17 protein-coding genes and 1 pseudogene are annotated in these 13502 nt (G+C 63.1%); 12 read left to right on the top strand and 6 right to left on the bottom strand.

Features of this window, described 5'->3' with window-relative positions; translation table 11 throughout:
• Positions 1 to 48: 48 nt before the first annotated feature.
• Complete coding sequence (locus U873_RS0121980; protein ID WP_025130283.1) at positions 49 to 669, top strand: TetR/AcrR family transcriptional regulator; 621 nt, start codon at positions 49 to 51, stop codon at positions 667 to 669.
• A 78-nt stretch (positions 670 to 747) separates the two neighbouring features.
• Here U873_RS0121980 and U873_RS0121975 read toward each other — a convergent pair whose 3' ends face one another.
• From U873_RS0121975 to U873_RS0121965, 3 genes are all read right to left on the bottom strand, one after another.
• Positions 748 to 1632, bottom strand: coding sequence for a phasin family protein (locus U873_RS0121975; protein WP_025130282.1), 885 nt, complete (start codon positions 1630 to 1632; stop codon positions 748 to 750).
• Positions 1633 to 1642: 10 nt separating this feature from the next.
• On the bottom strand, positions 1643 to 2065 hold the full coding sequence (locus U873_RS0121970; RefSeq protein WP_025130281.1) for a phasin family protein: 423 nt from the start codon (positions 2063 to 2065) through the stop codon (positions 1643 to 1645).
• 198 nt (positions 2066 to 2263) lie between these two features.
• Positions 2264 to 2539, bottom strand: coding sequence for a polyhydroxyalkanoic acid system family protein (locus tag U873_RS0121965; protein ID WP_025130280.1), 276 nt, complete (start codon positions 2537 to 2539; stop codon positions 2264 to 2266).
• 155 nt (positions 2540 to 2694) lie between these two features.
• On the opposite strand from U873_RS0121965, the gene ubiE reads away from it, so the two are divergent.
• The 11 genes and pseudogenes from ubiE to U873_RS37640 all read left to right on the top strand — a co-directional run bounded on the left by ubiE (position 2695) and on the right by U873_RS37640 (position 10807).
• Entirely contained in the window at positions 2695 to 3465 is a 771-nt protein-coding gene (gene ubiE, locus U873_RS0121960; protein ID WP_025130279.1) for a bifunctional demethylmenaquinone methyltransferase/2-methoxy-6-polyprenyl-1,4-benzoquinol methylase UbiE, read from the top strand.
• On the top strand, positions 3465 to 4088 hold the full coding sequence (locus U873_RS0121955) for an SCP2 domain-containing protein (protein WP_025130278.1): 624 nt from the start codon (positions 3465 to 3467) through the stop codon (positions 4086 to 4088). The genes ubiE and U873_RS0121955 overlap by 1 nt, the downstream gene beginning before the upstream one ends.
• On the top strand, positions 4085 to 5689 hold the full coding sequence (gene ubiB, locus U873_RS0121950) for a ubiquinone biosynthesis regulatory protein kinase UbiB (protein WP_025130277.1): 1605 nt from the start codon (positions 4085 to 4087) through the stop codon (positions 5687 to 5689). Before U873_RS0121955 ends, ubiB begins: the two co-directional genes overlap by 4 nt.
• A gap of 80 nt (positions 5690 to 5769) precedes the next feature.
• Entirely contained in the window at positions 5770 to 6162 is a 393-nt protein-coding gene (hisI, locus tag U873_RS0121945; RefSeq protein ID WP_025130276.1) for a phosphoribosyl-AMP cyclohydrolase, read from the top strand.
• 1 nt (position 6163) lies between these two features.
• Positions 6164 to 6496, top strand: coding sequence for a phosphoribosyl-ATP diphosphatase (locus tag U873_RS0121940; protein WP_011058798.1), 333 nt, complete (start codon positions 6164 to 6166; stop codon positions 6494 to 6496).
• A gap of 25 nt (positions 6497 to 6521) precedes the next feature.
• Positions 6522 to 6803: a twin-arginine translocase TatA/TatE family subunit gene (locus tag U873_RS0121935; RefSeq protein ID WP_025130275.1), complete on the top strand. Its 282-nt coding sequence runs from the start codon at positions 6522 to 6524 to the stop codon at positions 6801 to 6803.
• A gap of 10 nt (positions 6804 to 6813) precedes the next feature.
• A complete protein-coding gene (gene tatB / locus U873_RS0121930; protein WP_025130274.1) occupies positions 6814 to 7260 on the top strand; it encodes a Sec-independent protein translocase protein TatB in 447 nt (148 codons plus the stop codon).
• Positions 7257 to 8051 carry a twin-arginine translocase subunit TatC gene (gene tatC / locus U873_RS0121925; protein ID WP_025130273.1) on the top strand — a complete coding sequence of 265 codons (795 nt, stop codon included), beginning with the start codon at positions 7257 to 7259 and terminating at the stop codon, positions 8049 to 8051. The genes tatB and tatC overlap by 4 nt, the downstream gene beginning before the upstream one ends.
• Positions 8048 to 8755 (top strand): 16S rRNA (uracil(1498)-N(3))-methyltransferase, encoded by a 708-nt coding sequence (locus U873_RS0121920; RefSeq protein ID WP_025130272.1) that lies wholly within the window; start codon positions 8048 to 8050, stop codon positions 8753 to 8755. The genes tatC and U873_RS0121920 overlap by 4 nt, the downstream gene beginning before the upstream one ends.
• A 75-nt stretch (positions 8756 to 8830) precedes the next feature.
• A pseudogene (locus U873_RS37645) lies at positions 8831 to 9949 on the top strand (methyl-accepting chemotaxis protein); the annotation flags it as partial.
• On the top strand, positions 9935 to 10807 hold the full coding sequence (locus U873_RS37640) for a methyl-accepting chemotaxis protein (RefSeq protein ID WP_371261332.1): 873 nt from the start codon (positions 9935 to 9937) through the stop codon (positions 10805 to 10807). The pseudogene U873_RS37645 and the gene U873_RS37640, both read left to right, overlap by 15 nt.
• A 63-nt stretch (positions 10808 to 10870) precedes the next feature.
• On the opposite strand, the gene U873_RS0121910 is transcribed toward U873_RS37640, so the two are convergent.
• The 3 genes from U873_RS0121910 to U873_RS0121900 all read right to left on the bottom strand — a co-directional run bounded on the left by U873_RS0121910 (position 10871) and on the right by U873_RS0121900 (position 13501).
• Positions 10871 to 11605, bottom strand: a complete 735-nt coding sequence (locus U873_RS0121910; protein WP_025130270.1) for an amino acid ABC transporter ATP-binding protein — start codon at positions 11603 to 11605, stop codon at positions 10871 to 10873.
• The gene (locus U873_RS0121905) at positions 11598 to 12557 is read right to left on the bottom strand and encodes an amino acid ABC transporter permease (protein WP_025130269.1); all 960 of its coding nucleotides are present in this window, start codon (positions 12555 to 12557) and stop codon (positions 11598 to 11600) included. The genes U873_RS0121910 and U873_RS0121905 overlap by 8 nt, the downstream gene beginning before the upstream one ends.
• Positions 12558 to 12703: 146 nt before the next feature.
• Positions 12704 to 13501: a transporter substrate-binding domain-containing protein gene (locus U873_RS0121900; protein ID WP_025130268.1), complete on the bottom strand. Its 798-nt coding sequence runs from the start codon at positions 13499 to 13501 to the stop codon at positions 12704 to 12706.
• Position 13502 lies beyond the last annotated feature (1 nt).

The following is a 13502-nucleotide window of genomic DNA, read 5'->3' as shown; positions in this document are numbered from 1 at the left end:
CGGCTCCACCGCGGAGCCGCACCCTCAATGGACCGACAAGAAGTCAGGATGAAGACCCGCGACCGGATTCTCGAATGTGCCCTGCAGCTGTTCAACCAGAAGGGCGAGCCCAACGTCTCCACCATGGAGGTGGCCAATGAAATGGGGATCAGCCCCGGCAATCTCTACTACCACTTCCACGGCAAGGAACCGCTGGTGCTTGGCCTGTTCGAGCGCTTCCAGAACGAGTTGACCCCGTTGCTGGATCCCCCGTCCGACGCCCAGCTGGCACCGGAAGACTACTGGCTTTTCCTGCACCTGATCGTCGAACGCCTGGCCCACTATCGTTTCCTGTTCCAGGACCTGTCCAACCTCGCCGGGCGCCTGCCGAAACTGGCCAAGGGCATCCGCAACCTGCTCAATGCCCTCAAGCGCACCCTGGCCTCCCTGCTGGCCCGGCTCAAGGCGATGGGGCAACTGGTCAGTGGCACCCAGGCCCTGGGGCAACTGGTGGAACAAATCACCCTGACCTTGCTGTTTTCCCTGGACTACCAGCGGATTCTCGATCGCGAGGGCGAAGTGCGCCTGGTGGTCTACCAGATCATGATGCTGGTGGCTCCCCACCTGTTGCCGCCGGCAAAACTGGCCACCGAGCAGATGGCGCTACGCTACCTGGATGAACAGCGGTAGACCCGCCCTGCTGATTGCTTCGCCGATAAAAAACGCCCGGACTTTGCAGGCCGGGCGTTTTCAGTGTTCCTGATGCAATCAGGACTGGCTGCTTGGCGTCGCTGGGGTCGACGCAGCAGTCGGGGTGACGGCCGGGCTTGGCGCTGCGGCAGAGTTTGCCGAGGTGGCCGAGGCCGTTGGCGTGGCTGGCTTGGCCGCAACTGCAGGCTTGGCAGCAGCAGGTTTGGCCGCAGGCTTCTTGGCCACGGGCTTTTTCGCCACAGCCGGTTTCGCCGCAGGCTTGGCCGCGGGTTTGGCCGCTGGTTTGGCGGCAGCTTTCAGCGCAGGCTTGGCAGCCGGCTTCGCGGCAGGTTTTGCCGCTGGCTTGGCGGCGACAGGCTTGGCAGCCGGTTTAGCAGCCGGCTTGGCCGCAGCAGTTTTCACTGCTGGCTTGGCGGCAGGTTTGGCAGCGGCTTTGGCGGCCGGCTTGGCAGCGGGCTTGGCCAGAGGTTTGGCGGCAGCCTTGGGCGCGGGTTTGGCAGCGGCGGTCTTGGTCGCCACTGGCGCAACCTTGGCACCGGTGAGTTTTTCAATCTGCTTGGTCAAGGTGTCGACCTTGTCGTGCAGCACCTTCACTTCATTGCGGCTAGGCACGCCCAGACGCGAGATGGCACTGTTCAAGCGCTTGTCGAAAGCGCCTTCCAGCTCATCCCACTTGCCCAGAGCGCGGTCCTTGACGTCGCTGATGCGCGACTTGGCCGAGCTTGCGGAGTCCTTGGCGGCATCGACTTTCTTGCCGACTACGCTTTTGGTGAGTTTCTCGGCTTTCTCGCCGTCCTTGACCAGCGTCTCGAAAAGCTTGCTGCCGTCGGAGTCGATTTTCGAGTACACGCCTAAACCAGCAAGCCAAATTTTACGGGAGTACTCTTCGACTTTCCCGATCCACGAGCTGCCTTCTTTTTCAGTATTCTTTTTACCAGCCATCCCGTTCTCCTTAATGTTTACGCGCGACACGTTCGAGCAACGCCGTCAGCTCATCGAGCTTAGCAGAGAGTGTCTCAACGTCATGTTTAGACGGAATGCCGATACGATTCAAGGCACTGGCGACGCGCGTGTCAAAAGCCTTCTCGACCTTGTCCAACTGCACTTCGACTTTGCCCTTGAGCGTGGTGACATCGCCCTTGACGTTGTCTATCTGACTGTTGGCGGCCTCAAGTTGTTCAGTGACAACTTTTTTGCCTTTCTTTTCAACGGATTGACCTGCCTTGATCAACTCCTGGAAGTACTCGCTGCCTTCCTGACCGACTTTGGCGTAGGCACCCAGGCCTGCCAGCCAGATCTTGCGGGCATAGGATTTGACTTCGCTCAGAGCAGTCGATTGGGCATCAACTTTTTTCTTCAGAATTACTTTGGCCATGGTGCACCTCACGCGCAGAAGGTTTGAGGAACTGCCCTCGGATTGAGGACCTGAGGCACAACCTAGAGAGAAAAATTAGAATCGGCACCCTAACGAATGTCATGAATTCATGTAGGAGCCGGCTCGCCGCAAAGGCTCTTTGCCTGGCACCGTTGCAGTGCCTGGGATTCGCCGGCAAGCCGACTCCTACCGGTGGGGTCAGGCCAGGGCCTTGTCCAGGGCCTTTTCGATCTCGGACTTGATGGTGCCGCTCATGGCCGACATCAGCAGGCCCAGCTCCACATCGATCCTGATGGATGCCTCGCCCACATGCACCGCCCCCTTGACCCCGGAGCGCTTGAGATTCAGGACATCCCCCGCCCACTTGGGCTCAAGGCCATACTGATCGGCGAGTTTCTGCGCCAGTTTGTCGGCCTTTTCACGGGCTGCCTGCTTACCCAGGCCATGGGCACGTTCAACACTAATACGGGCCATCTAAGGACTCCTGCTGTTTCGGGACTTGCCTGAAGCATCTTGACCCTGCGTGCGTCAAAACGTCCCGGCGGTTCGCTATCTTACCTTCAGCCTTGCCAAGACAAAGGCCGCCACCGGCATTAGAATGTCCCGCATTCTCTTTTGGTGACAGCGATATGACTGATCAGCGCAAAGGCAGCGATGCCGAACCCACCACTCACTTCGGCTTCAAGAACGTTCCTGAAAGCCAGAAAGCGGAAAAAGTCGCTGAGGTGTTCCACTCGGTGGCGGCCAAGTACGACCTGATGAACGACGTGCTCTCCGGGGGCATGCACCGTCTGTGGAAACGCTTCACGATCGAGCTGTCCGGCGTACGCGCCGGCAACCGCGTGCTGGACATCGCCGGCGGCACGGGCGACCTGACCCGGCGTTTCTCCCAACTGGTCGGCCCTAGCGGCCAGGTGGTGCTGGCGGACATCAACGAATCGATGCTCAAGGTCGGCCGTGACCGCCTGCTGGACCTGGGCGTGGCCGGCAATGTCGAGTTCGTCCAGGCCGACGCGGAAAAACTGCCGTTCCCGGACAACCACTTCGACTGCGTGACCATCGCTTTCGGCCTGCGCAACGTGACCCATAAAGAAGACGCCCTGCGCTCCATGCTGCGGGTGCTCAAGCCTGGCGGCCGCCTGTTGGTGCTGGAGTTCTCCAAGCCGACCAACGCGCTGATGTCCAAGGTCTACGACGCCTACTCGTTCGCCTTCATGCCCCTGGCCGGCAAGCTGATCACCAACGACTCGGAAAGCTACCGCTACCTGGCCGAATCGATCCGCATGCACCCGAACCAGGAAACCCTGAAGTCGATGATGGTCGAGGCCGGTTTCGACCGCGTGACCTATCACAACATGACCGCAGGCATCGTCGCTCTGCACCGCGGCATCAAGCCCTGATGTTGCTCAGCGGCCTGCTCGCCAGCGTCGAGACCGGCATCAATCGGGTGCTGCGTCTGGACAGCACGGCCTTGCCGCGCCTGCAGCACCTCACGGGCAAGGTGATCGCCGTGGATTGCCGCAGCCCGGCGCTGCAGCTGTTCATCCTGCCCAGCGATGAGGGCCTGATGCTCGCCAGCCAGTGGGCTGCGGACCCGGACTGCACCCTGCGGGCACCGGCCTCCAGCCTGGTGCGCCTGGCCCTGAGCAAGGACAAGACTGGCGTCCTGCACGGCCCCGAAGTGGAGCTTGAAGGTGACAGTGGCGTGCTGCTGGACCTGGCGGCAATCCTCCAGGACCTGGAACTGGACTGGGAGTACGAGCTCTCCCGCTGGCTCGGCCCGGTGGCCACTCAACTGTTCAGCGGCCACGTGCGCAGCCGCGCACGCTGGTATCAGCAGGGGTTTGCCAGCCTCAATCAGAACCTCGGCGAATTCCTCGCCGAAGAATCGCGGACCCTGGTCGGCCTGCGCGAAGCCGAAGCGCGGTTTCGCGAGCTGGACCAGGCCAAACTCGACCTGGAACGTCTCGAGGCGCGCTTCGAGCGCCTCTCCCGATCCCTTGACCCAAGCGATAACGCATGAAGCTGCTTGCCGTCCGCCGCCTGTTGCGCATCCAGCGCGTTGTGATCCGCTACCGTCTCGATGACCTGCTGTTCGAGCTGCCCCTGCCCTGGTTTCTCCTGGCCCTGCGCTTCGCCCTGCCCTGGCGCTGGTTCCCGCGCAAGCCCCTGGACCTGAGCCGCGGCGCGCGCCTGCGCCTGGCGCTGCAGGACCTGGGGCCGATCTTCATCAAGTTCGGGCAGATCCTCTCGACCCGTCGCGACCTGCTGCCCGAAGACATCGCCGATGAACTGATGCTGCTGCAGGACCGGGTGCCCCCCTTCGATTCGCAAAAGTCCGTGGCCCTGATCGAAGAGCAACTGGGCAAGAAGATCGACGAGGTGTTCAGCCGCTTCGACATCGAACCCCTGGCCTCGGCCTCGGTGGCCCAGGTCCACGCCGCCAAGCTCAAGACCGGCGAAGAAGTGGTGGTCAAGGTGATCCGCCCCGGGCTCAAGCAGATCATCGCCCAGGACCTGGCGTGGCTGTTCATCCTCGCCCGGGCTGCGGAAAAGGTCTCTGCCGATGCGCGCCTGCTGCACCCGGTGGACGTGGTCAGCGACTACGAGAAAACCATCTACGACGAGCTCGACCTGCTGCGCGAAGCGGCCAACGCCAGCCAGCTCAAGCGCAACTTCGAAGGCTCGCCCCTGCTGTATGTGCCCCAGGTCTATTGGGACTGGTGCCGGCCCAAAGTGCTGGTGATGGAGCGCATCTACGGGATCCAGGTCACCGACCTGGCCACCCTGGCCGACCAGCGCACCGACATGAAGATGCTCGCCGAGCGCGGCGTGGAAATCTTCTTCACCCAGGTGTTCCGCGACAGTTTCTTCCACGCCGACATGCACCCGGGCAACATCTTCGTCAGCACCGTGCAGCCCTGGAGCCCGCAGTACATCGCCATCGACTGCGGCATCGTCGGCAGCCTGACCCCGGAAGACCAGGACTACCTGGCACGCAACCTGTTCGCCTTCTTCAAGCGCGACTATCGCCGCGTGGCCCAGTTGCACATCGATTCCGGCTGGGTCCCGGCGGAAACCAAGCTCAACGAATTCGAGGCGGCGATCCGCACCGTGTGCGAGCCGATCTTCGAAAAACCGCTGAAGGACATTTCCTTCGGCCAGGTACTGATGCGCCTGTTCCAGACCGCCCGACGCTTCAACATGGAAGTGCAGCCGCAGCTTGTGCTGCTGCAAAAGACCCTGCTCAACATCGAGGGCCTGGGGCGCCAGCTGTACCCGGAACTGGACCTGTGGAACACCGCGCAACCCTTCCTCGAACGCTGGATGCGCGAGCGTGTCAGCCCGAAAGTCGTGCTCGGCAATATCCACAGCCAGATCGAACAACTGCCGCACCTGGCCAACATGACCCGCGACCTGCTGGAACGCATGTCGCAGCCCCACGCCGCCGATCCACCGGCGCCCTGGCACAAGCGCAAGGACGACTGGTTCCTGCGCCTGCTGGGCACCGCCCATCTGGGCGGCGGTGCCGTCCTGGCTGCCGGCGGTCCATTGCATGAGCTGGGGCACTGGCCCGCAGGCATCATGATTGCGGTCGGTTTGTATCTGATCGTTCGTCGATAGCCAGTGGCGCGACCTGCTGGCAAACTGTCGCAATCGCCGAGGCGTCACCAGCGGGTTGAGCCCGGTTGTCGGAGTCGAACATGAAAGATTGGCTGGACCAGATCAAATGGGACGCGGACGGCCTGGTGCCGGCCATCGCCCAGGACCACAAGACCGGGCGCGTGCTGATGATGGCCTGGATGAACCGCGAGGCCCTGGGCCTGACCGCTGCCGAGAACCGCGCCATTTATTGGTCACGTTCCCGTGGCAAGCTATGGCGCAAGGGCGAAGAGTCCGGGCATGTGCAGAAGCTTCATGAAATGCGCCTGGACTGCGACGCTGACGTGATCATCCTGATGGTCGAGCAGATCGGCGACATTGCCTGTCACACCGGCCGCCACAGCTGTTTCTACCGCGTCTATGAAGACGGCGAGTGGAAAACCGTCGAACCGGTCCTCAAGGACCCGCACGCGATTTATTCTGCAGGACACTGACATGAGCGATACCCTCACCCGTCTGGCCCAGGTGCTGGAAGAGCGTAAAGATGCTGCCGCCGATAGCTCCTATGTGGCCAGCCTGTATCACAAGGGTCTGAACAAGATTCTGGAAAAAGTCGGCGAAGAGTCGGTGGAAACCATCATCGCCGCCAAGGATGCCGCCATCAGCGGTGACTGCAGCGATGTGATCTACGAAACCGCGGACCTGTGGTTCCATACTCTGGTCATGCTCGCGCAACTGGGGCAGCATCCCCAGGCCGTGCTCGATGAGCTGGACCGTCGCTTCGGCTTGTCCGGACACGCCGAGAAAGCCTCGCGTCCGTCCGCCTGAACAACTTTCTAAGAGGAAACGCAGCATGGGCATTTTTGACTGGAAACACTGGATCGTCATCCTGGTGGTCGTGGTACTGGTATTCGGCACCAAGAAGCTCAAGAACCTGGGCACCGACGTCGGCGAATCGATCAAGGGCTTTCGCAAGGCCATGAACGACGATGAAAAGCCCGCCGATCCCGTGGTGCCACCGACCGCACAGCCGGCGCCACCGGTTCAGCCGCAGCAAAGCGCGCCGTTGAACCAGCCGCACACCATTGATGTGCAGGCGCAGAAAGTCGAAGAGCCGACCCGCAAAGACTCGTGAGCACTGACTAATGTTTGGTATCAGCTTCTCTGAACTGCTGCTGGTGGGCCTGGTGGCCCTGCTGGTGCTCGGCCCCGAGCGCCTGCCCGGCGCTGCGCGCACCGCCGGCCTGTGGGTCGGGCGCCTCAAGCGCAGCTTCAACGCGATAAAACAGGAAGTTGAACGTGAAATCGGTGCCGACGAAATCCGCCGGCAACTGCACAACGAGCACATTCTGTCCCTGGAGCAGGAAGCGCGGAAAATCCTCGCGCCGACCCAGCAGCAGCCGACTCCGGTAGAGCCTGTGGCCGAGCAGACGATTCACGCCCCAGGCGCCGCTGTGGTCGCCGAAGCGCCGCCAGCCAGCGAAGTGCCCGCGCCCGAAGCTGCGGCACCGACCGCAGAGCCCGCAGCCCCAGTGGCGACACCCGCCACCACGGCTTCCCACGACTCCACTTTGCCGCCGCGAGCACCATGAGCGATATCCCCGAGAACGACCAACACATGCCGCTGGTGTCGCACCTCACCGAGCTGCGCACCCGCCTGCTGCGCTGCGTAGCGGCGATCTTCATCATCTTCGCCGGGCTGTTCGCCTTCACCCAGCAGATCTACACCATCGTCTCCACGCCACTGCGCCAGTACCTGCCGGTGGGGGCGACGATGATCGCCACCGACGTCGCCTCGCCATTCCTCACGCCGTTGAAGCTGACCATGATGGTCTCGCTGTTCCTGGCGATCCCGGTGATCCTGCACCAGATCTGGGGCTTTATCGCTCCCGGCCTGTACAAGCATGAAAAACGTATCGCCGTGCCACTGCTGGTGTCGAGCATCCTGCTGTTCTATACCGGCATGGCCTTCGCCTACTTTCTGGTGTTTCCGCTGATCTTCAAGTTCTTCGCTGCCGCCACCCCGGCCGGCGTGGAAATGATGACCGACATCACCAGCTACCTCGATTTCGTCATGACCCTGTTCTTCGCCTTCGGCGTGGCGTTCGAGATCCCGGTGGCCGTGGTCCTGCTGGTGTGGATCGGTGTGGTCAACGTGGCGTACCTGCGCAAGATCCGCCCCTACGTGATCATCGGCTGCTTCGTGGTGGGCATGATCCTCACCCCGCCGGACATCTTCTCCCAGACCCTGCTGGCCGTGCCCATGTGGCTGCTGTTCGAGATCGGCGTGCTGTTTGGCGGGCTGATCAGCAAGCGCGGCGACCATCCGGACGATGCGCCGGCTGACGATCACAACGACCAGCCGCCAGCGACCCAAGCGTGAACCTGCTGCTGCTTGAGGAGGCCGACTTCATCGCGGCCGACCGTGTAGTGCTGCGCGACCGACGCCTGACCCACATGCAGGAAGTGCATCGCGTGGCCGTAGGCGACAGCCTGCGGGTCGGGCGTATCGGCGGGCTGATGGGCTCGGCTCAGGTGCTGCGCCTGGAACCTGGCGAAGCCGAACTGCAAGTGACCCTCGACCTGCCGCCCCCGGCCAAGCTGCCGTTGACCATGGTGTTGGCCCTGCCCCGACCGAAGATGCTCCGTCGGGTCCTGCAGACCGTTGCCGCCATGGGCGTGCCCCGGCTGGTGCTGGTCAACAGCTACCGGGTGGAGAAGAGCTTCTGGCAAACCCCGTTCCTGGAACCCGAGGCCATTCGCGAACAACTGATCCTCGGCCTGGAACAAGCACGCGACAGCGTACTGCCCGAAGTGCTGATCGAAAAACGCTTCAAGCCTTTCGTCGAGGACCGCCTGCCAGCCCTGACCGAAGGCACCCTGGGCCTGGTGGGCCACCCCGGCCAGTACCCGCCCTGCCCCCGTGGCCTGGAACAAGCCGTGACCCTGGCCATCGGCCCTGAAGGCGGCTGGATCCCCTACGAGATCGATCTGCTGGGCAAGGCCGGCCTGCAACCGGTGCAGCTGGGCGAACGCATCCTGCGGGTCGAAATCGCCGTCACCGCCCTGCTCTCACGCCTGTTCTGAGCCCCGTCCCCGGCAGCCCGCCGGGGTCTTCCTGCACCGGAAACCGCCCATGCCAGGCCGTCGGCACCTACAGGAATGCCTGTTGCCGCCGATAGCCTATGGTTAAGCACAATCTGCTCAAAGGGAGTTCGCAGCATGTACCGTTGGCTAGCCCAAAAACTGGGAAATGTGAGCGTCAGCCGTAAACTCGGTATCGGCTTCGGCCTGGTACTGCTCCTCACCCTGGTGATTACCGCCACCGGCTGGACCGGCCTGGGCCGGGTGATCGACCGCGGCGACAAGCTGGGCAACATCTCCATTCTCTACGCCATGACCAAGGACCTGCGCATCGCCCGCCTCTCCTACGAGATGCAACACGGCGAACAAGGCCCGGCGGCAGTCAACGATATTCTCAAACAGCTCAACGACGGCTTGCGAGCAGCCCGCGACCAGTTGCAGCAACCTGAAAGCATCGCCATGGTCGACCAGCAATTGAGCGCCGTGACCGAGTACCAACAGGCCTTCGCCGACATGACCCGGGCCACTGCCAGCCGCGAAGCCGCCCGCGCCAGGCTTGGCGCCACCGCGGACAATGCCGTGGCTCGGGTTGGCGAGGTCGAGAAATCCCTGCTGCAAGGCGACAGCGTCACCCAGTTCAACAGCGTCATCGAACTCTCCAAGCTGCTCCAGCAGGCCCGCTTCCAGGTCCGTGGCTACACCTACAGCGGCAAGGCCGATGCCCGGCAACCCGCGCTGGACGCCATCGACAATGCCCTGAATAACCTGGACAGCCTGCCCGCCAAGCTGCCGGAACAGCACATTGCCAACCTGCAACAGGCCGCTGCCTCGCTGAAGGACTATCGCACCGCGGTCAGCGACTTCGGCGCCTCCCAGGTGGCCAGCGCCGACGCCCTGCAACGCATGGCCGCCCAGGGCGACCGGCTGATGGACCTGAGCAAGCAACTGACCAGCGCCCAGACCGCCAAGCGCGACAGCGACGCCGCGCAGGCCCAAAGCACCCTGTTGATCGCCACGCTGCTGGCCCTGGTGTTCGGCCTGGTCGCCGCCTGGGCCATCACCCGGCAGATCATCCAGCCCCTGCAACAGACCCTCAAGGCCGCCGAGCGCGTCGCATCCGGCGACCTCAGCCAAAACCTCGCGGTGGACCGGCGCGACGAACTTGGCCAGCTACAGAAGGCCATGCAGCGCATGACCCTGGGGCTGCGGGAACTGATCGGCGGCATCAGCGACGGCGTGACCCAGATCGCCAGCGCCGCCGAACAGCTGTCCGCGGTCACCGAGCAGACCAGTGCCGGGGTCAACAGCCAGAAAGTCGAAACCGACCAGGTGGCCACGGCGATGAATGAAATGGCCGCCACGGTGCAGGAGGTCGCACGTAACGCCGAAGAGGCTTCCGAGGCCGCAGTGGCCGCCGACCAACAGGCTCGCGAGGGCGACCGGGTGGTCAACGAAGCCATCGCCCAGATCGAGCGCCTGGCCAGCGAGGTGGGCCATTCCACCGAAGCCATGGGCCACCTCAAGCAGGAAAGCGACAAGATCGGCAGCGTCCTCGACGTGATCAAGTCGGTGGCCCAGCAGACCAACCTGCTGGCCCTCAACGCGGCCATCGAAGCGGCCCGGGCCGGTGAAGCCGGACGCGGTTTTGCCGTGGTGGCGGACGAAGTGCGCAGCCTGGCACAACGCACCCAGCAGTCGACCGAAGAGATCGCCGAGCTGATTGTCGGCCTGCAAAGCGGTACTCAACAGGTGGCCAGCACCCTGGACACCAGCCGCAGCCTGACCGACAGCAGTGTCGAACTGACCCGCCGCGCCGGCGGCTCACTGGAAAACATCACCCGCACGGTGTCTGCGATCCAGGCGATGAACCAGCAGATCGCCGCAGCGGCCGAGCAGCAGAGCGCCGTGGCGGAAGAGATCAACCGCAGCGTGCTGAATGTGCGTGATGTGTCTGAACAGACCTCATCGGCCAGCGAAGAAACCGCAGCTTCCAGCGCCGAGCTGGCGCGCCTGGGGATCCATCTGCAGGGCCTGGTGGGACGCTTCCGGGTCTGACCCACTTCGCCGGCAAGCCGGTTCCTACAGGGGAATGTAGGAGCCGGTTTGCCGGCGAAGGCTTTACAGCACCTGACGCAGGAACGCCTGGGCCCGTGGGTCTTTCGGGGCGTCGAAGAAGACATCCGGCGCCGCATCTTCCAGCAGTTTGCCGTGATCGAAGAACAGCACCCGGTCCGCCACTTCCCGGGCAAAGCCCATTTCGTGGGTCACACAGACCATGGTCATGCCTTCCACGGCCAGGGTCTTCATCACGTCCAGCACCTCGCCGACCATCTCCGGGTCCAGGGCCGAGGTCGGCTCATCGAACAGCATGACCTTGGGCTCCATGGCCAAGGCGCGGGCAATCGCCACTCGCTGCTGCTGGCCGCCGGACAGCCGCGAGGGGAACTCGTGGGCCTTCTGGGCAATGCCGACCTTCTCCAGCAGCACCAGGGCCTTGGCCTCGCGCTCCTGCTTGCCGCGCTTGCGCACCACCTTCTGCGCCAGGCAGAGGTTTTCCAGCACCGTCATGTGGGGGAACAGGTTGAAGTGCTGAAACACCATGCCGACTTCCCGGCGATAGGCGTTCACATCGGTCTTGGGATCGGCCAACTGCAGGCCGTCGATGCTCACCGAGCCGGAGTCGAACGTCTCCAGGCCGTTGAGGCAGCGCAGGAAAGTCGACTTGCCGGACCCGGACGGACCGATCACCACCAGCACTTCGCCCTTGGCCACCTGGGTGGTGACGTTATCCACCGCACGCACCACCTGGCCGCGGGTGTTGAAGACTTTTACCAGATCGCGGACTTCAATCACTTTGCGCGAGCCTCCGCTCAAGCCGGCTGGCCATCTTCGACAGCGGCAGGTTGATCAACAAATACAGGCCCGCCACACAGAACAGGATCTCGAACGGCGAAAACGAGGTGGTAATCACCTCCCGGCCGCTCTTGAGCAGTTCGGTAATGGCGATCACCGACACCAGCGAGGTGTCCTTGACCAGGCTGATGAACTGCCCGGCCAATGGCGGCAGCACCCGCTTGAAAGCCTGGGGCAGCACCACATGCCGCATCGACTGGCCGGCGCTCAGTCCCAGGGAGCGGGCTGCTTCGTTCTGCCCGCGGGCAATGGACTGCACCCCGGCGCGGACGATTTCCGCCACATAGGCCCCGGTGAACAGCGACAGCGCGGCAATCCCGGCGAACTCCCGGGACAGGTTGAGCACCGTGCCGATGAAGAAGTAGAAGATGAAGATCTGCACCAAAAGTGGCGTGCCCCGCACCAACTCGACATAGATCGTCGACAGGTCACGCAGGGTCGGGTTGCTCGACAGCCGGCACAGGCCGGTGCCGAGGCCGATCAGCAAGCCCAGCACCCCGGATACCACCGACAGCCACAAAGTGGTCCACAGGCCCCAGAGCAACGGGCCCGCGGCCCAGTGCCGGGTCACGCCGATGACATCGCCTTCGGCCACGTCATCACCGCTAGCCACCTGCAGGCTGTTTTCATCGACGCTCAGGTGCTGCTCGGCACCCGAGTCACCGCGCAGGGTGACCTGCGCCTTGCCGCCCTGGCGCACGACCTCGGCGACCGTGGAGATTTCCGCCGCCCGCTGGGACTCTTCGGCCTGATAGGCGAAGTACTGCGGGACGCGGTTCCAGCGCCACTCGTAGGACATCAGCGAGGTGGCGTAGTACAGGGAGCCGGCCAGGCCGACCAACACCAGCACCGTCAGCAGGTGCCAGGGCCATTGGGCTTTTTTCTGTTTCATTACTGTGCAGGTTCCGGGGTGGGTGTGGCGAAATCAGACGCTTTCGCCAGCAAGCCGGCTCCTACACATGCCCTCGTAGGAGCCGGCTTGCCGGCGCAGGAAAACGGCGCGCAACCAGCAAAGCGGCGCGCAGCGCACGACCCGCGTTATTCCATGTCCTTGAGCCACTCGGTGCTCTTGAACCACTTGTCATGGATGCGATCGTAGGTGCCGTCTTCATGGATCTGGTGCAGGAAGTTGTTGATGAAGTTGATGCTGTCGTAGTCACCCTTCTTCAAGCCGAATGCCAGGGGCTCGTAGGTGAACGGCTTGTCGAGGAAGACCAGCTTGCCATTGCCGACCTTGCTCACCGCCACCACGTTGTACGGGGCGTCGTAGATGAAGGCATCGGCCTTGCCGTTGACCACGTCCAGCACCGCTTCCTGCTCGTTGTCATAGCCGTGGTACTTGGCCTTGGCGATCAGCTTCTTGGCGACCATTTCCCCGGTGGTGCCCAGCTTGGAAGTGATGCGGTAGTCGGCGCTGTTGAGGTCCTTGTAGGACTTGATGGTGCCTTCCAGTTCCTTGCGGATCAGCAGGGTCTGGCCGACCACGATGAAGGGTTCGCTGAAGTTCAGGCGCAGGTTGCGCTCCTGGGTCAGGGTCATGCCGCTGCCGATCATGTCGAACTTGTCGGTCAACAGGGCCGGGATGATGCCGTCATAGCCGGTGGAAACCGGCTCCAGCTTGACCCCCATGGACTTGGCCATGGCCTTGAGCAGGTCGACTTCGAAACCGATGATCTCGCCGCGCTTGTTGGTCATCTGGAACGGCATGTAGGTCGGGTCCATGCCGACTTTCAGTGTGCCGCGCTTGACCGCATCGTCGATGGCGCCGGCCTGGGCCGCATTGACCGCCAGCATGGCTGCGGCACCTGCCAGCAGCAGCGAAAGATACTTCTTCATC

This window comes from Pseudomonas sp. PH1b (assembly GCF_000633395.1).
In the GTDB taxonomy this organism is placed as follows: Bacteria; Pseudomonadota; Gammaproteobacteria; order Pseudomonadales; family Pseudomonadaceae; genus Aquipseudomonas.
This window is presented reverse-complemented; position numbering and strand designations above follow the sequence as displayed.